The sequence below is a fragment of the Amycolatopsis sp. La24 genome, from assembly GCF_029087445.1.
Classification (GTDB): Bacteria; Actinomycetota; Actinomycetes; order Mycobacteriales; family Pseudonocardiaceae; genus Amycolatopsis; species Amycolatopsis nivea.
The window spans coordinates 14,434-31,013 of record NZ_JARACH010000068.1 but is presented as its reverse complement, the minus strand read 5'-3'; the positions used below and the strand labels follow the sequence as shown (position 1 = coordinate 31,013).

Sequence of the window (16,580 nt, the reverse complement as noted above, 5' to 3'; positions counted from 1 at the left end):
CGGGAGGCTGCTCATGTGGGATCCGGCGAAGTACCTCGACTACTCCGACCTGCGCGGCCGGCCGTTCTATGACCTGATCGGGCGAATCTCGGCGACCGCGCCCCGCCGGGTCGTCGACCTGGGCTGCGGCCCCGGCACGCTGACCCTCGACCTGGCGTTGCGCTGGCCAGACGCGGTGCTGGAAGCGATGGACAGCTCGCCGGAGATGGTCGCCGCGGCCCGCGAACGCGGGGTGGCGGCCGAGGTCGGCGACGTCCGGACATGGACGCCGAAACCGGACACCGACGTGGTCGTCTCGAACGCCGTCCTGCAGTGGGTGCCCGGACACGAAGACCTGCTGCGCCGGTGGGCCGCGGAACTCCCCGCCGGCGCGGTGCTGGCAGTGCAGGTCCCCGGCAACTTCTCGGCCCCCTCGCACGCCCTCAGCCGTCAGCTGGCGGCCTCTCCGGCGTGGGCTACACGCCTCTCGTCGGTGTCTTTGCGAGCCGAAGACGCCGTCGGCGAACCCCGCGACTACGCGAACCTCCTCGCCGACGCCGGATGCCTGGTCGACGCGTGGGAAACCACGTACGTGCAACCACTTTCCGGCCCGCGTGCCGTCCTGGAGTGGATCACCGGAACCGCACTCCGCCCCATCCGCGCCGCCCTGGACGACGAGGACTGGGCGGCTTTCCAGGACGACCTGGCCCCGCTGCTGGACGAGGCCTACCCGCCACGCGCGGACGGGACCACGTGGTTCGAGTTCCGGCGGATCTTCTTCGTGGCCAGGCTTCCCGGCTGATGTGCCGTCCGCGACCACGCTGGCCGTCGGCTGCGGAGACGGCCTGCTGGCTCTCGTGATGCCCGGGGTCACCGGCATCGACAAGCCGAGCCGCCCTCACCCGGATGCGGGACCTGCTGCACCCAGGCGGCGCACCGGTAGTCGTCGGCCTGGCCCGAGACGCGAACGTACCCGCTACCGCGAGGTGCGCACGACAGCTCAGCGGTTGCTGCCAGGAGTGCGGTACCGCAGACACGTGCTGCGCCGGTACTCGCTCACCTGGCAAAAACCGTCCTGAGCTGGGCTTGCTCAGCCGTTCCCGCGCCCGAACCTCTCGCCGAGCTTCGCCCGCGCCACCCCGGCGGCCCCCTGGACCATCGGATGGTCGGCCAGTTTGCGGTAGGTGCGCACGATCTGCTCGTACCGTCCCCGGCCGGCCTTGGTGCCCAGCACGTACCCCAGGCCCACGCCCAGCAGGAACTTCTTCATCAGCGGCCACACCTCTTCCTCAGCAGGCCTTCCGACTGTCCATTGTCCAACACAACCGGCTCCCGTGCGGGCCGCAGAAAACCCACCCCCCTGTGCGAGGCGGGAACGGCATGGGCTAAAGTTCTTCCCGTCAGCCCGGAGAGATCCGGACTGGCGGAGCACGATCCCCTGTAGCTCAACTGGCAGAGCATTCGGCTGTTAACCGGAGGGTTCTTGGTTCGAGTCCAAGCGGGGGAGCTCAAAGCCCAGGTCTGAGACCTGGGCTTTTTTACTGCCCGGAAACAGGGGCGAGTGAGTGTCGATTTCGACAGTCGTCCGGCGGCCAGCCGTCGTGCTGCTGCCCCGGCTGGTTGTCGTGGCCTCCGGCTCGGAGGTGTAGCCCGCATCGGCTCTTGCCGGCGATCATCTGGAGAGAGAGTTGGTGTGCCGAAAGCCGAACTGCTTCGGAAACGCTGGGACTTGCTGACCTCGTACCGCTGCTGAAGTCATCGACGGGCAGGAGCGTGACCATCCGGTTCGCCGTGCTGCGCGGCCTGACAGTCCCGCGAGGCCGCGGCTTCGGCACCGGGCGCGGATCAAAGCCAGCCGTAATGCTGGGCGATCCGTATGGCGTCCGTCGAGTTGCGCGCGCGGAGTTTCGCGATGATCCGCGTGATGTAGTTCCGCACCGTTCCTTCGGCCAGGTGCAGTTGCGTGGCGATCTGCGGGGGAGGAGTGCCCGTCGCGGCCAGCTGGAGGATGCTGCGCTCGCGCGGCGTGAGGGGGTTTTCGCCCGCTGCCAGCGCGGAGGAGACCAGGTCGGGCGAAACGACCCGCTTGCCCGCGTGAACGTCGCGAACGGCTTCGACGAGCTCGGCGGCGGCGACGCCCTTGGGCAGGAAACCGTTCACGCCGAGGGTGAGCGCTTCCCGGACGACGCCGGGCTTGTCGAGCGAGGTCAGCATCAGAATCCGGACCGCGGGGAGCTGAGCCCGGACCCGGGCGGCCACGGCGAGGCCGCTGATGTCGGGCAACCCGATGTCGAGGATCAGCACGTCCGGTTTCAGGCTGTCGGCGAGCTGGGCGGCCTCCTCTCCTCGTTCGGCCACCCCGATCACCTTGATGTCGCGTTCCAGCTGGAGCAACGCGACCAAGGCCTCTCGAAGGACTCGCTGGTCCTCGGCCAGCATTACCCGGATCATCACGCGGTTGCCTCCTGTCGCGACAAGGGTTCTTGGGTGCTGCCCGCACTGAACGGCAAGGCGGGCAATCGTACGTCGAGGGTGAACTTTCCGCTCGCGCGTTCGGCTTTGGCCGAGCCGCCGAGCCGATCGGCCCGATCGGTGATGCTGCGCGGTATCGGACCGGCCGTTTCCCCGTCTGGGCCCGCGCCGTCGTTCTCGAGCCGGAAAACGTACTCGTGGTCTTCTTCCACCAGCGTGATGGTGCATTCGGAGGCCGAAGCGTGTTTGAGGATGTTGGTGGTTCCTTCCCGGACGATCCACCCCAGCGCCTCGGCCGTGATCCCGTCCGGGGACGCGGCGACGCGGAGTTCACAGTGGACTCCGGCCGCCTCGAGAAGCTCAACGGCGCCGCGGAGTTCCCGGTCGAAACTGGTGTTCAGGCCGCCGTGCACGATGCTGCGCAGGTCGTCCAGCGAGTCTTTCGCGATGCGGTTCACCGCGGTGATCTCGGACCGCGACCGCGCCGCGTCGGTTCCGGCCAGCCGTCCGGCGAGTTCGCTGCGCAGCATGATCACGACCAGGCTGTGGCCCAGCCGGTCGTGCAGCTCCTGCGACATCCGGGCGCGTTCCTGCGCCGCGCTGAGGCGGCCGATCTCCGAATGCGCCTTTCGCAGCTCGATCGTCAGCACGGCCATCGTGGACAAGGCGCGAATACTGATTCCGATCGCGATGAATTGGACCAGCAAATTGATGCCGTGATAGATCTGGTCGCCGGTGCTGAGCGGGGCCGGAGCCACGAAGCTGACGATGCCGACGGTCAGCAGCAGGCCGTAGGCCGACCACGCGAGGCGGGGCTCGCGGGCAACGACGAGGCACAGCCAGCCCGTGAGGACGAGCGAGGGAGCCCAGCTTCCCGGAAAGCACAATGCCCTGGCGCAGACCAGGAAAAACTGGACGAGGGCGAGCGTGACGGCGGCCCTGGCGGTGACGGTCGACCGGATCCGGAAGGCGAGGCCGGTCATGCAGACCGCGAGGAACGGGAGATAGCTCGCCCCGATCAGGGCGGCTCCGAGCTCTCCGTGCGTGCGCTTCGCTTGCTGGTACTCGCTCAGCACCGCGGACCACAGGAAGAACGCGCAAATCCCCGATGTCGCCAGCCGGACGCCCGGCCCGTTCGCCCATACGGTCTTGGCGAGGCCGGAAACGGGCTTGAACAGCCTGCTATGCATGAGCGCGGCATCCTCGCGTTCTGCGCGACGGCATGGATTTCCGCGCGGTCGAGCGGGCAGTGGGCGGCAAGCCCGGAGGGACCGCCGTGCCGCGGGACGAATTCGCTCGCTCGGCGACCGGTGGACGTCGCCGTGTCCACCATGAGGTCGCCACGGTCACGCATTCCTCCTGCCCCGGCAGCGGGCCTGCCGAGTCGTGATTCCGCAGCCTGACGAATGCGGATAAGTTCATCCTAGATGCGGGATCAGCTCATACCGGCGCGCTAAACCTACCTGTTCGGGTGATTCGCGGGACCGCGTCCGCCGATCCGCGCCGAAGGCCTTGCGCTCAGCCGCGGCGGGCGCGCCTCGGCGAATCGATTCATTTATTCCCGGCCGGGGCGTGAAAATATCACGGCATTAATCGGTTCGGGCCTGACCCGGTGCGGCGACGGTTTGCCATTCGGTCGCAAACCGTGCCCCATTGTGTGTAGGTCCGCCGCGCTCATCTGGGCATAATTCGATGACAGTGGCCGGGTCGGCAATCCGTCCGGCCCGATTCGGCACGCGATCGGGACGCGGAAATGCGCCACCACCCGCGACGGGAGTCAGGCGAAGGGGTTATGGGACGGGCCAACGATGTGGTGCGGTGGGAATGCGGGACCCGGGTGTACGCGGGCGATGACGTGTGGCGTGCCGTGCCGTCCGGAGCGGCGCTGGGATCGCGTCTCGTGCTCGTGGTGGGCGCTGGGTTCGCCGCGGCGAACTTCCTTCTGGTGGAGACGCTGCGGGTGCATCTGGGCGTCGAGGCCGACCGGGTGCTGTTCGTGCAGTCGCCCTGCACGTTCGCCAAGGTCGAAGAGCTGGCCGGCTCGCTGGAGAGGGCGGCGGCGGACGGAGTGGTGGCGGTCGGCGGTTCCTCGGTGCTGGACGCGACGAAACTCGCTTGCCGCCATCTCGCCGACCGGCGGACCCTGCCGACGGTGCGTGCCCGTGGCGCCCGGCGGGGGGTCGTCCGGTTGCCGCCCGAATCGCCGGCGCAGCTGCATCGGACTTTCGTCCCGACGACGATCGGCGCGGCCGCGGCGGTGCGGCCCTTCGCGTCGGTAGCGCTCCGGGGGCATCCCCGGTTGGTGGAAGGGACGGGACTGACCCCGGACATCGCCGTCGTCGACAGCGCCTTCACCACGTCGCTGCCGCCGCAGGCAATTGTCGAGGGGATCTCCGCGTCGGTCATGCGGGCGGCCGACTGGTATGTCGCGGACGAGGACGCCAACCCGTTGACCGAGGCGGAAACCAGGACCGCCGTGAGCCTGCTCGTGTCCCTCGGCATGCGAGCGGGGAAAGACGGGCTGGACGCGCACGATCGCCTGCTCGCCAGCTGTGCGGACATGGCCCAGTTCGGTCTTCCGCTGGCCGGTCATCAACCGGTCGTCACGGCTTCGCGGGCGGTCTCGGCCGAATTGGCGTTCGAAACGGGCGAGCCGCCGGGCAGCGTGCTGGCGGCGTTGCTGCCTGCCATGTGGCAAGCCGTCGACGACGGCGACGCGTTGCTGGGAAGCAGGGCCAGGCTGCGTCGCGTATGGAGCTGGATCCGCGCCGCGGGTTCGCCGGCGTGGCCCGCGGAACCGGGGCCGGGCTTCGCCGCGATGTTCCGGTCGTGGAGGCTGGGGTCCGGCTTGGCGTGCGACGCCGCGGTCGCGTCCGCGGCGAGCGTGCGCACGCTCCGCTTCTGGGAGGCCGGCGTCCCCGCGCTCGCCGGCCGGTCGGCGCCGGAACTGGCCGGATGGATCGGGAACGCGGTTCAAGCCGAGGTGTGCAGTTGAGCCGCGTCTCGCGGCCATGGGCAGTGTGAATGTTTCACGCGTCCCCTGTTAAAACTGCTATAGCCCGGCGGGGGGGTAAAACGCCGATCTTCTTGATCTGCGTTGACGGCGCTGTCCATACTCTGGGGAGAAAATTCTCGGAATCGTCGAGTGCGAATGGATTGATTGCGTTCTGCGGAGTGGTGCGAGGCAATCACGAGGGGCTGCGGGGAATGTCATGCCGGAAACCAGTCGGATCATTGTCGGCAGTGCGCTCGCCGTGAACCCGGGATCCGGGCTCGCCGAATTCCGGCCCCGTTCCACGCGGTGCGTCACGGAGAGGCTGGTCCGGGCATGCTAGCGACAATTATCGGCGTGTTCACCTTCGTGAGCAGCGGCGTCTTCATCGCTTATGTGTGCGCCATCGTCGTGCCGTTCCTCGGCCGGAAGCGGGCGCCGGCGGGATCCCAAGCCGATTTCTCCTGGCATTTCTTCGTTCCGTGCCGGGACGAGGAAGCGGTGATCGGCGATACCGTCCGGCGGCTGCGGAGGACATTTCCCGAAGCGCACGTGTGGGTCATCGACGACGACTCGCATGACGCCACCGCGCGGATCGTCCGGTCGCTCGCCGCCGGGGAAGACCCGGATCCGTTCGTCCACCTGGTCAGCCGGCGCCCGCCGCACGCGCGCACCGGGAAGGGCGACGCGCTCAACTCCGCCTACCAGCGGCTCGCGACCTGGCTGGGCAGGCACGAGCACTGGGAGAAGGTCATCGTCGGGGTGGTCGACGCCGACGGCGTGCTCGCTCCGGACTGCCTGGACGTGTGCGCGGCGGGCCACCTGTTCGGGGACTCGTCGGTGGGAGCGGTCCAGCTGGAAGTGCGCATGCTGAACCGCTGCACCCCGCCCTCCTCCGGCGGTCGCTGGCAACGCTGGGCGGCGCTGAAGCTGGTGCAGTTGCAGGACATGGAATTCCGCACGGCGATTTCGGCCGTGCAGCATTCCCGTGCGTACGCGGGCACGGTGGCGATGGGCGGCAACGGGCAGTTCACCAGGTTGTCGGCGCTGCGCAGCATCGACCGGGGAACCGGGCAGCCGTGGCGCGGGCTGCTGCTCGAGGATTACGAACTCGGGCTGCACTTGCTGATGGCCGGGTGGCGGACCGCTGCGACGTCGGATTCTTATGTGTCCCAGGAAGGGCTGTACAGCCTCCGGCGATTCGTCACGCAACGCACCCGATGGGGCCAGGGCACGATGCAGTGCGCCCGGTACCTGTCGTCGATCTGGCGGTCTCCGCAGTTCAGCGAACTCGGCGTGATCGAGGCGAGCTACTACCTGATCCAGCCCTGGCTCCAGCTGATCGGCGCCGTCGTCTACCCGGTTCCGGTCGCGCTGCTGCTGGGCGCGGTGATCCGCGACCCGGCGATGCTGGCGGGAGCGGCGTCGATGCGTACCGCATTCCTCCTCCTTCTTTTCGTCGCGATGTCCACCGGGCCTTTCGTGGTGTGGGGAATCATTTACCAATTCCGCTGCGTCGGAAGACCGAATCTGCTCGCCGGCGTCGGCTACGGACTGGCCTTCACGTTGTACGTCGGGTTGTTCTACGTGACTTCGCTGCGTGCGGTGTATCGGATGATGCGAGGCCGGCACGGCTGGGCCAAAACGCGGCGGAACGCCGAATCGTTCAATCAGGAGGAGGTTGCCGTCGAAGCATGAGCAACCGGGGATGCCCGTCGAAAGCCAATAGTCACACACTCGCACCGAAAGGACCTGGATGTACAAGCACGGACGCGTCGGCACGGGCACGGCGGGCGGCCTCGCGGTCACCGGAGCCAGCCTGAGCTGGTGGATCGCACTCGCCGTCGCCCTCGTGGCCTTGGGGACGATGTTCGTCCTGTTCGCCCGGCGGCGACGCAGGATGGCGGAGGAATCCGACAAATGAGCGAAGGTGGCGGGCGCCTGCCGTCACTACGGGCGTCCGCCACTCGCGGAGGGGAAGAAATGACGATGAATCCAGAACTCGTCCTTTTTGCCGGCACCCGGCCGGAAGCGATCAAACTGGCGCCCGTCGCTCTCGCGGCGGGGGAATTCGGGTTCCGGGCCCGGATCGTCGCCACCGGGCAGCACCCGGCCATGGTCGACCAGGCCCTGGCCCCGTTCGGAGTGGCGCCCGACGACCGGATCGTCCTGTCGCGGGCGACCGGCACGCTGAGCGAGCTGTTCACGCGGCTCGTACCCGAAGTGGACCGAGTGCTGGCAGAACGCCGCCCGGCAGCGGTCGTCGTCCAGGGCGACACGGCCACCACCCTGGCGTGCGCGCTGGCCGCGTTCTGGCGGCACATCCCGGTCGTGCATGTCGAGGCGGGCCTGCGCACCGGAGATCTCGAATCGCCGTTTCCCGAGGAAGCCAATCGCCAGCTGGTCTCCCGCATCGCCGCCCTGCACCTCGCTCCCACGCCTGCGGCCGCCGCGGCGTTGCGGGCGGAGGGAATTCCGGACGAGAAGATCGTCGTGACCGGGAACACCGTCGTCGACGCGGCACTGCACATCGCCGGACAGGGCCTGCCGCCCAAGAACGGCGCGGTCGCCGCGGCCTTCGCCGGGCACCGGCCGCGGATCCTGGTGACGATGCACCGGCGGGAGTCGTGGCGAAGCGGCATCGGCGAAGTGCTGGGCGCGGTCATGCAGATCGCCCGCGAGTTCCCCGGCGCGCGGTTTCTGCTTCCGTCGCATCCGAATCCGAAGGTGCGCCAGATCGTGCATCGGATCCTGGGGACGTGCAACGCGGTGACGGTGACCGAGCCGCTGGACTACCCGGACCTGATCTGGGCGCTGTCGAGGTCCACCCTGGTCATCACCGACTCCGGCGGGATTCAGGAGGAGGCGCCGACCTTCGGGGTTCCGGTGCTGGTGGCGCGCGACACGACGGAGCGCCGCGAGGCGGTCGACGCGGGATGGGCGCGCTTGGTCGGCACCGACTTCGCGCAGGTCGTCTCCGCCGCGCGTGCGGTGTTGACCGGGCAGGAAACCGGTCCCGGAACGGCGAATCCGTTCGGCTCCGGCGACGCCGCCTGGCTGACCATGGACGCGATCCGCGGCCGGATCGCCGATCCTGGACGGATGCTGACGGCCGGCGCCGGTCCGGACGCGGCATGACAGTGCGGCGTCTCGCGGAGGAGGCGGAACAACACCCGGGGGACACCCGGGCCGCGCGGCGGCGGGGCAGCGCGCGGTGGCGGATTTTCGGGATCGTCGGGGAAGCGGTCCTCATCCTCGGGCTGGTGATGCTGGGTTTTCTCGGCTATGAGATGTGGGGCAGCGTGGGCGAGCTGAACGCCGCGCAGAGTCAGCTCGGCCAGGAGCGGAAAGCGTTGTGGGACAGCGAGCCCGGTGTCAGCGGCGCACCACGTGCGGTCCCGGAGCCTCCAGCCGACGGCGGTCCGGTCGCGGTCCTCGCGATACCGCGGCTGGGTCTGGAGTGGACGGTCGTCGAGGGGACCGGGTCGAAGGACTTGCGGCACGCGCCGGGGCACTACGCGGGGACGGCGCTGCCCGGCCGGATCGGGAACTTCGCGGTGGCCGGGCATCGGGTGCGCGGCATGTTCTGGGACTTGGACACGATCGAGGCGGGAGACCAGATCACGGTGGAGGACCGGACCCGCCGCTACGTCTACGAGGTCGACGCGAACCGGATCGTCCGCCCGGACGACGTCGGAGTGCTCCTGCCCGTTCCCGGGCAGCCGGGCCAGACCGCGACGGAAGCCCGGCTGACCCTGACGACCTGCAATCCTAAGTGGGATAACTACGAACGGCTGATCGTCGACGCGCACCTGATCGCCAGCGCGGCGAAAGCGGATTCGGAGGGAGCACGATGATCGCGAGCCTCTGGCGGATCCTGCCCGGCCCGGCCTGGGTGCGGGCGGTGCTGCTCGCGGTGCTGGTCGCCGCCGCCTGCGCCGGACTGTGGTTCGGCCTGTATCCCTTGCTGGACGACTGGTTCATGACGACGAGCCCGGTGATGGACTGATCGCGCACCGGTTCCGGCAAGGACAGGCGATTTCCGGCGTCGCCGAAGGAGCGCTGGACGTCGCCGCGGTCCCGTGATCGTGACTGAGCCAGGGCGGTGCGGCTTCAGATGAGTCCTGCTCGGCATCCGATCAGCACCGCATGGGCGCGATCGCGCGCTCCGATCGCTCTGAACAGTGCTTTCAGGCTTGCCTTGACGGTGTTCTCGGACCTGCCGAGCCGGTTGCCGATCTCGGCGTTGGTCATCCCGCCGGCGATCATGCGCAGCTGAAGCAGGGAGGAGTCGGAGATGACGCCCGTCCGCGCCCGCGCTTCGTCGATCGCCGTGGTACGGACGAAAACCTGCAGCGGGCTCACCGGCCTGCTGATCGAGGTCAGTGCGATGCCCTTGGCTTCCAGGTAGTCGCGGGCACGGGCAAGCGCCTCCGGGTCCGCGCCGACAAAAACCGGGCCTTGCCGTCCGGTCTGCTCCGCCATGGTTCAGTTCTCCCGTTCAGACGATGGATTGCGCGGCCGGTGCCGGTCACCGGGCGGCGGAATGCGCGGGCGCCGGTTGCGCCGCCTGGGGGCCGATCAAGTTCTCCAGGTGGCCGAGCGCGACCGCGTGCGCACGGTTGCGGGCGCCCAGCTTCCGGTACACGTTCTTGACGTGGCTGCGCACGGTCTCGGCGGACACGGACTGCGCTTCCGCGATCTCGGCGTTCGTCAACCCGATGCTGATGAAGCCGAGGATCTGCGTTTCACGCAGGGTGAGTTCGTCGCTGTTCCGGCGGCGCGCCCGCGGGATGCGCGGCTCCGGTGTTCCCGGAAGGAATTCGGCGGAGCCGCCCCAGAGGTGGTACTGAACGATCCGTTCGGCGAGCTTGACCGGGCCGACCGCCCGGTCGAGCAGGCAGACGGCGCCGTATTCGGCGAAGGCGCCGACTCGCTCGGGAGTGAGTTCCGCAGAGCTGACCAGGACGATGACGGTCTCCACGGCGGGACTCGAAGTCACGGCCCGGATGAGGTTGCCGCCGACGTCGAGCCGTGCGTCGAGAAGCAGGATGTCGGGCCGCAGCCGGCTGCCGAGCGTCAGCACGCGGTTCCCGTCGTTGATCGCGCCGATCCAGCTGAGCCGGCGCGACCGGTCGACCACCGCTTTGACCCCGAGCTGGAACAGGACGTCTTGATCGGCCGAGCACACGGTGAACGCCGTCTCCTCGGATCGGCGCGTCCGGCCGTTCTGGGTCTTCTGCGCGAGCAGGGGGACCGAAGCCATCAGGTTGTCCTTCCAACGTGCCCGATTCGCCGGGCGAGAATCGCGGCAGCGGGCAGAGCCATGGTTTTTCCCGGACATTCGGGCGAGTGCGAGCCGACTTTAACCGACAATGCGCAGCGATTGGTAGGCGGCGCGACACCCAGTGCAGGAGATGCGCGGAAATTCCTGATCGGCGCGTGAATATCTCATGTCATGACGAGTCGCCGGCAATCGGACGAGTGGGAATGGGAATCGAACAGGATTGCCGCGGCTTGGTGAAATCCTGGAATGAGGAATAGCTCACGCCGCCTAACCGCTGGACATCGCCGCGATCCGGTCCGGGGCAGCGAGCACCGGCAGCAGTGACTTTTCGATCCAGGCCGGGGAAAACTCGGCGTCGTCGACCAGCGGCGCCGCGACCGCCGCTACCGCTGGTTCCGCGTTCAGCCGTTGCTCGCCGCCGCGTTCGGGCAACGGGACGTAAACGGCGGGCAGCCCGACAGCGGCCAATTCGGCGCACGTCATCGCGCCCGAACGGCAGACGGCGAAGTCGGCTGCCGCGTAGGCGCAGCGCATTTCGTCTACGTAGGGGAGGACCACGTACGGCGGGTCGCTTTCGGGCGCCGTGGCCCGGCCCGCTGATGTGCAGCACCTGCGCGTTGGCGGCCCGCAATGTCGCGGCAGAACCGGAGATCGCCGCGTTGATCGTGCGCGCTCCTTGCGAACCGCCGGTGACCAGCAGCACCGGTCCCTTGGCGCGCAAGCCGAATTGCCAGCGGGCCTTGGCGCCAATGCGGCGCGGTCGAGCCCGGCGATCGAGCGGCGCAGCGGGATCCCGATCGAGGTGGCGTTGGCGAGCCGGACTCCGGCCGGCGCGGTGAACACGCGGGTCGTCATCCGGGCGGCGAGCCGGTTGGCGACGCCGGGCCGGACGTTCGATTCGTGGACGACAATCGGTATTCGTCTTCGCCGGGCGGCGAGAACGGCCGGTGCGGCTGCGTAACCTCCGAAGCTCACCACGACCTCGGCCCTGGTGCGGTCCATGACTTCTCCCGCGGCGCGGACCGCGTCGCGCAGCAGTCCGGGCGTGCGCGCCAGTGCCCGGTTCACCGCGCGCGGCAACGGCGCCGGCGGGATGAGCTCGAGCGGGTAGCCGCGGGCCGGGATCAGGGTCGTGTCGGAGCCTCGTACGGTGCCGAGGGCGGTGATCTTGGCACTGGGATTCAGCCGGCGCACCGCGTCCGCGAGGTTCATCGCGGGTTCGATGCGCCCGGCCGAATGGCCGCCCGCGACGACGATTCTAGGCGACAACGAAATCAAAGCAGGTGTCCGGATACGGTTCGTCTTTCAGCGGGTAGTGCCACCATTCGGCATCGTATGCGGCGAACCCGCAGGATTCCATGACCGACCGCAGCAGCCACCGGTTGTCCGCCTCGGCGGAGGTGATTCCCGGTGCGCCGTGGTGCGAGACGGCGTCCATCATGGCAGCCAGCTCGCTGGTGCCGAGGCAATAGAGTCAGATCGACGGTGCTTCCCCTGCTGTGCCCGGATTTGCGGGCCACGTAGCCGCGCTCGAACATTTCCGCTCGCTCGATATTGGGGTAGTGCTGGGCTTTTTTCCGCCCGTCCTCGGGCTGCCCGGTCCATCGGGCGAAGCGTTCCACCGCGCGCTGGGGCCGGTATCCGTCCCACAGCAGCAGGCCGTACCCGAGCGACGAGGCCCGGTCCCGTGCGTTTCGCAGCGCCGTGCACAACTCCGGCGATCCGGTTCGCCGGGTACCCGTCGACTGGTCCGTTCTTCACCGGGCCTCCCCGGACAACGCGAGCGCGACGATCCGGTCCAGCATGGCCGGGAACGGCAGCCCGGAAGCCGCCATCATCCTGGGATACCGGCTGTATGAGGTCATGCCGGGAAACGTGTTCACCTCGTTCAGCACCACTGTTCCGTCGTCCTTGAGGAACATGTCGACCCGGGCGAAGCCTTTGCAGCCCAGCGCCCGATAGATTTCCCGCGCGGTCTGCCGGACGTGCGCGCGCAGTACGGCCGGGACGATGACGGCCGAGTTTTCGGAGCCGCTTTCCGGGCTGTCCTCCTGATGGATTTTGAAGAAACCGTGCGACAGGCGGATCCGGTCCGGTTCGCCGACGATCAGCTCCGATCCGTTGCCCAGCACCGCGCAGCCGATCTCGCTGCCCTCGACCGGTTCCTCGATGATGACCTTCGCGTCGAACTCCGCCGCGGCCGCCACCGCGTCCGGCAGGTCCTCGGCGCGGGAGACCTTGCTGACCCCGAACGACGAACCCGACCGGGCGGGCTTGACGAAGACCGGATAGCCGAACCGTCCCGGATCGACGCCGGTCGTCACGGTCCAGAAGTTCGGCGTGGCGATGCCCGCGGCGGAGACGGCGAGGTAGGCGAGGGATTTGTCCATGCACAGCGCGGAACTGGACACGTCGCAGCCCGCGTAGGGGATGCCGGACAGCTCCAGCAGGCCCTGCGTCGCGCCGTCCTCGCCGAACCTGCCGTGCAGCACGGGCAGCACCACGTCAAGGCCGAGCACCTCGTACTGTCCCCGGTCCAGCAAGAGCAGTCCGCCGACGCCGCGGTCCGGCGAGAGCATCGCGGACGGGCAAGGGCGGTCTTCCCATCCGTCGCCGGGGCCGTCGCACAGCTTCCACGCGCCGCTCTTGGTGATCCCGACCCAGTGCGGTTCGTACTTCGCCGGATCGAGGTGTTTCGCGATCTCCTGCGCGGACTTGACCGAGACCGGGTGCTCCTCGGACATCCCGCCGAAGAGGATGCCGAGCCGGATTCTATTCATGGTGCGTCCCGTTTTCGAAGTTCCGGCAGCCGGCGTAGAACGTGCCTTCCTCGCCTTCGAGGACGTCCAGCGCGGCACCGCCGAGGCGCCCGCTCTCCAGCGCGAAAAGCAGGGCATCGGTGTCCAGCAGCGGCCCGCGTCCGGTGTTGATCACGAACGCGGGGCGGACGTCGCAGGCGAGTATCCGGCAGCGAAGCCGCGCAGCCGCTCGATGACCGCCGCGCCGATTCGCCCGGCGCCGATCACACCCACGGTCAGGTCGCGCAGTTCTTTCCCTGGTGCTTCGTTCAGCCGGTAGTCGTGCGCATCCGTCCCCGATCGGCGTCTTGTGGCCGACGCTGACGGACCGGGTTCCGGCCGCCAGCTCGGCGCTCGCTTCGGACACCGCGGCTGCCGTCACGGCCGGTGCCACGCCGCGGCGACGGGCCAGTCGACGGACCAGCTCGGCCCCGGCCGGTTCGCAGTCATAGACCGTGGTTCCGGTCGCCGGGGGCGCTTGCGCCGCGGAACGAGCCGGTTCGAGGTAGGTCATGCCGCCTCGCCGGCCACTCGCAGGAGTTCCCCGCCGATCAGCGCCATGGTGCCACCCGCTTCGGCGAGTACGAGCAGCGTGGGCGGAAGGCTGTCACGGATGCTTCGCAACGTGGCGAGGTCGGAACCCGCCACCACGGTCACCTGCGCGCCGAGATCGAGAGCGACTTCCGCGTCTTCCCCGTCGTAGACCTCGAAGACCGCCGTCATTCCCAGCTCCTCGGCGAGTGCCGCGAACCGCGCCAGCTCGGCGGGCTCGACCAGCGCCGGCAGCAAAGTGACCGCGTCCGCGCCGAAAGCACGGGCTTCCCATACCTGGTACTCGGACGCGATCAGATCGCGCTGAAGCGTCGGAACGCTCGTCGCCAGGCAGACGTCCGCCAGCTCCGCGAACAGGTCGAGGTCGCGGTCCTGCCAGGTGCGCACGCTGAGCGCGGGACAGCCGCGCGCCACCGCGGTCCGTGCCTGGCCCGCGGACCTGACTTCGCAGACCGCCGAGAGCCGGCGGGACTGGCAGACGCGCCGGAAGTTCCGGCTGGGCTGGCTTTCCCGCGCCAGCGTGCGGATGCTCGCGGCGCTGCATACGCGACGGCGGGCGTCCGTCCTCGCGATGGTCGATTCGCGGATGTAGCTGGGAAGTTTCATCTCGCGGCCTTTCTCGGTCAGCGGGTGCGTTCGAGGGTCTGGACGATCTGTTCGGCGACGCGCACCACGCCCGGCGCTCCCAACGTGACCACCAAGTCGCCGGGGCGCGCGAAGGCGTCGACCGCGCGAGCCGCGGCGTCCGGAGTGCGCGCCAGGAATTTGTCGTGGTCTGGCAGGCTCACCAACGACGTCAAGGCCTCCGACGGCGCAGCGTGGTCGAAGGAGTCGTCGGAGTCGAAGACCGGAAGCACGACGACGCGATCGGCGACGGACAGCGCATCGGCGATCTCGGCCTGGAATTGGTCCATGCGGTACTGCCGGCACGGTTCGGCGACCGCGATCAGCCTGCCGCCCGTCGCGGTCCGCCGCAGGGCGGTCAGCGAGGCGCGAATGGAAGTGTGGTGGCAGGCGTAGTCGTCGTAGACCCGGATTCCGCGGGGCGCGCCTTTCACCTCGAATCGCCGGGCGACCCCAGCGTATTGAGTGATGCCGAGGATCGTTCCCGACCGGGACGCCCCCAGCCGCATGGCGGTCAGCATCGCGGCGCCGGCGTTCAATGCCATGTGCCGTCCAGGGACCGGAACCTCCACCGCCGCGTCGTCCTGATCGGGGAACCGGGCGATGAAGCGCACCGAATCGGGGAATTCGCCTTCGACGTGAACGGACAGGTCGGCCGGGCTCCCGTCGCTGAAGGTGTACACCCGGATCCCCTTGGCGCGAAGACCTCTCGTCACCCGCCGCGAATAGGGATCGTCTTCCGGCATGACGACGAAACCGCGCTCGCCGACCCGTTCGGCGAATCCGGAGAACGCGCGGGCCAGCGTGTCGATGTCGCGGTAAAGGTCGAGGTGGTCGGTGTCGATGTTGGTGATGACGACCGCGTCGGGCCGGTAGGCCAGGAACGACCCGTCGCTCTCGTCGGCCTCGACGACAATGGCGGACGTCTCGCCCGCGCCGGCCCCCGACTGGTCGGCGAGCCGGCCGCCGATCACGTACTCCGGCGCGACTCCCGCCGCGGACAGTGCGCTGACCAGCATCGCGGCGGTCGAGGTCTTGCCGTGCGTCCCCGCGACCGCCACCGAAAACCGGCCCTCCATCAGCGCCGCGAGCGCGACCGACCGATGCACCACCCGGATGCCTCGGTCCGCGGCCGAACGCAACTCGACGTTGTCCGGCGGCACGGCGGTGGAATGGACGACGGTGTCGACGCCGCGGAGATTGCTCTCGCTGTGGCCGGCGTAGATCGTGCATCCGGCCGCGCGCAGCCGCGCCAGCTCAGGCCGGTCTTCGACCTCGCTGCCGCTGACCCGCACTCCGCGCAAACACAGCGCCTCGGCCAGGCTGGCCATGCCCACCCCGCCGCACCCGACGAGGTGGACCCGGCCCAGCTGCGCGACGAGGCCGAGACCGTTGTCCCGGATGCCGGCCGTCTGCGACGAAAAGCTCATGCCGATAATGCTCCGTTTCCCATTCGACGAGCGCGTTCGGATTCTGTCACCGTTGGGTAACACGCGTATGTGCGGTGTCAATTCCTGGGAAAGATGAAAAATTTCACGGAATGCCGGTGAATAGTTGCACTAACGGCCGGTGAGCGATCTCCCAGGAGTCCGAAGCGGAGTGAATCCCGGCCTCTTCTCCTTCTGCGCGGCGGTGGACGGCCCGGTCGGGGCGTTCGCTGGTTCGCGGAGCGGCCGGCAGATCTGTGCGGATATAGTCGTGGCAGAGCGGGTTGGCGGCCGAGGAGAGTCGGACGGATTCCTGGCCGCGGGCAGCCTGACTGGCTCCGGCGGGTCGCGGCGAGGCGACCGGAAACGCGCTTCGCGGTTTCGCCGAAAACCGGATCCGGACCAGGGGCGACGTGAAAGCTTCACGGCCGGCCCGGTGATTCTGGTAC

General features: G+C 68.8%; 17 protein-coding genes, 1 tRNA gene and 4 pseudogenes. 9 read left to right on the top strand and 13 right to left on the bottom strand.

The genetic code is table 11. From position 1 onward, the window contains the following. Positions 1 to 13: 13 nt before the first annotated feature. Positions 14 to 781 (top strand): trans-aconitate 2-methyltransferase, encoded by a 768-nt coding sequence (locus PUT80_RS39050; RefSeq protein WP_275295122.1) that lies wholly within the window; start codon positions 14 to 16, stop codon positions 779 to 781. Positions 782 to 1,069: 288 nt separating this feature from the next. Here PUT80_RS39050 and PUT80_RS39045 read toward each other — a convergent pair whose 3' ends face one another. Beyond that, positions 1,070 to 1,249 carry a hypothetical protein gene (locus tag PUT80_RS39045; protein ID WP_037362580.1) on the bottom strand — a complete coding sequence of 60 codons (180 nt, stop codon included), beginning with the start codon at positions 1,247 to 1,249 and terminating at the stop codon, positions 1,070 to 1,072. A 164-nt stretch (positions 1,250 to 1,413) separates the two neighbouring features. Between PUT80_RS39045 and PUT80_RS39040 the strand changes: the two genes are divergently transcribed. Beyond that, a tRNA-Asn gene (locus PUT80_RS39040) sits at positions 1,414 to 1,486 on the top strand. 338 nt (positions 1,487 to 1,824) lie between these two features. On the opposite strand, the gene PUT80_RS39035 is transcribed toward PUT80_RS39040, so the two are convergent. Continuing rightward, positions 1,825 to 2,430, bottom strand: coding sequence for a response regulator transcription factor (locus PUT80_RS39035; RefSeq protein WP_037813532.1), 606 nt, complete (start codon positions 2,428 to 2,430; stop codon positions 1,825 to 1,827). Beyond that, positions 2,430 to 3,641: a histidine kinase gene (locus PUT80_RS39030; protein ID WP_051728992.1), complete on the bottom strand. Its 1,212-nt coding sequence runs from the start codon at positions 3,639 to 3,641 to the stop codon at positions 2,430 to 2,432. Before PUT80_RS39030 ends, PUT80_RS39035 begins: the two co-directional genes overlap by 1 nt. A gap of 602 nt (positions 3,642 to 4,243) precedes the next feature. Between PUT80_RS39030 and PUT80_RS39025 the strand changes: the two genes are divergently transcribed. From PUT80_RS39025 to PUT80_RS39000, 6 genes are all read left to right on the top strand, one after another. Then, positions 4,244 to 5,446, top strand: a complete 1,203-nt coding sequence (locus PUT80_RS39025; RefSeq protein ID WP_275295121.1) for an iron-containing alcohol dehydrogenase — start codon at positions 4,244 to 4,246, stop codon at positions 5,444 to 5,446. Positions 5,447 to 5,779: 333 nt separating this feature from the next. Continuing rightward, on the top strand, positions 5,780 to 7,141 hold the full coding sequence (locus PUT80_RS39020) for a glycosyltransferase (RefSeq protein ID WP_275295120.1): 1,362 nt from the start codon (positions 5,780 to 5,782) through the stop codon (positions 7,139 to 7,141). A gap of 58 nt (positions 7,142 to 7,199) precedes the next feature. Beyond that, complete coding sequence (locus PUT80_RS39015) at positions 7,200 to 7,367, top strand: LPXTG cell wall anchor domain-containing protein (protein ID WP_101438528.1); 168 nt, start codon at positions 7,200 to 7,202, stop codon at positions 7,365 to 7,367. A gap of 59 nt (positions 7,368 to 7,426) precedes the next feature. Further along, positions 7,427 to 8,581: a UDP-N-acetylglucosamine 2-epimerase (non-hydrolyzing) gene (gene wecB / locus PUT80_RS39010; RefSeq protein WP_037813530.1), complete on the top strand. Its 1,155-nt coding sequence runs from the start codon at positions 7,427 to 7,429 to the stop codon at positions 8,579 to 8,581. Beyond that, the gene (locus PUT80_RS39005; RefSeq protein ID WP_275295119.1) at positions 8,578 to 9,300 is read left to right on the top strand and encodes a class E sortase; all 723 of its coding nucleotides are present in this window, start codon (positions 8,578 to 8,580) and stop codon (positions 9,298 to 9,300) included. Before wecB ends, PUT80_RS39005 begins: the two co-directional genes overlap by 4 nt. Beyond that, entirely contained in the window at positions 9,297 to 9,452 is a 156-nt protein-coding gene (locus tag PUT80_RS39000; protein ID WP_199817681.1) for a hypothetical protein, read from the top strand. The genes PUT80_RS39005 and PUT80_RS39000 overlap by 4 nt, the downstream gene beginning before the upstream one ends. Before the next feature lie 104 nt (positions 9,453 to 9,556). Here the strand turns inward: PUT80_RS39000 and PUT80_RS38995 are convergent, their stop codons facing one another. The 9 genes and pseudogenes from PUT80_RS38995 to PUT80_RS38955 all read right to left on the bottom strand — a co-directional run bounded on the left by PUT80_RS38995 (position 9,557) and on the right by PUT80_RS38955 (position 14,467). Then, positions 9,557 to 9,928: a helix-turn-helix transcriptional regulator gene (locus PUT80_RS38995; RefSeq protein ID WP_037813528.1), complete on the bottom strand. Its 372-nt coding sequence runs from the start codon at positions 9,926 to 9,928 to the stop codon at positions 9,557 to 9,559. Positions 9,929 to 9,974: 46 nt separating this feature from the next. Next, positions 9,975 to 10,709 carry a response regulator transcription factor gene (locus tag PUT80_RS38990; RefSeq protein WP_037813524.1) on the bottom strand — a complete coding sequence of 245 codons (735 nt, stop codon included), beginning with the start codon at positions 10,707 to 10,709 and terminating at the stop codon, positions 9,975 to 9,977. A 288-nt stretch (positions 10,710 to 10,997) separates the two neighbouring features. Continuing rightward, a complete protein-coding gene (locus tag PUT80_RS38985; protein ID WP_275295132.1) occupies positions 10,998 to 11,372 on the bottom strand; it encodes a glycosyltransferase in 375 nt (124 codons plus the stop codon). Next, positions 11,369 to 11,433, bottom strand: a pseudogene (locus tag PUT80_RS38980) (hypothetical protein); the annotation flags it as partial. The pseudogene PUT80_RS38980 and the gene PUT80_RS38985, both read right to left, overlap by 4 nt. Before the next feature lie 143 nt (positions 11,434 to 11,576). Continuing rightward, positions 11,577 to 11,999, bottom strand: a pseudogene (locus PUT80_RS38975) (glycosyltransferase); the annotation flags it as partial. Beyond that, positions 11,989 to 12,479, bottom strand: a pseudogene (locus PUT80_RS38970) (M15 family metallopeptidase); the annotation flags it as partial. The pseudogenes PUT80_RS38970 and PUT80_RS38975, both read right to left, overlap by 11 nt. A gap of 8 nt (positions 12,480 to 12,487) precedes the next feature. Then, positions 12,488 to 13,510, bottom strand: a complete 1,023-nt coding sequence (locus PUT80_RS38965; protein WP_037813521.1) for a D-alanine--D-alanine ligase family protein — start codon at positions 13,508 to 13,510, stop codon at positions 12,488 to 12,490. 19 nt (positions 13,511 to 13,529) lie between these two features. Next, positions 13,530 to 13,768, bottom strand: a pseudogene (locus PUT80_RS38960) (NAD(P)-dependent oxidoreductase); the annotation flags it as partial. Between the two features lie 270 nt (positions 13,769 to 14,038). Beyond that, a complete protein-coding gene (locus PUT80_RS38955) occupies positions 14,039 to 14,467 on the bottom strand; it encodes a hypothetical protein (RefSeq protein ID WP_275295118.1) in 429 nt (142 codons plus the stop codon). On the opposite strand from PUT80_RS38955, the gene PUT80_RS38950 reads away from it, so the two are divergent. Next, positions 14,460 to 14,672 (top strand): hypothetical protein, encoded by a 213-nt coding sequence (locus tag PUT80_RS38950; protein ID WP_037813519.1) that lies wholly within the window; start codon positions 14,460 to 14,462, stop codon positions 14,670 to 14,672. The two genes, PUT80_RS38955 and PUT80_RS38950, sit on opposite strands and share 8 nt — an antisense overlap. Before the next feature lie 31 nt (positions 14,673 to 14,703). Here PUT80_RS38950 and murC read toward each other — a convergent pair whose 3' ends face one another. Then, positions 14,704 to 16,134 carry a UDP-N-acetylmuramate--L-alanine ligase gene (gene murC / locus PUT80_RS38945; RefSeq protein ID WP_275295117.1) on the bottom strand — a complete coding sequence of 477 codons (1,431 nt, stop codon included), beginning with the start codon at positions 16,132 to 16,134 and terminating at the stop codon, positions 14,704 to 14,706. Positions 16,135 to 16,580 lie beyond the last annotated feature (446 nt).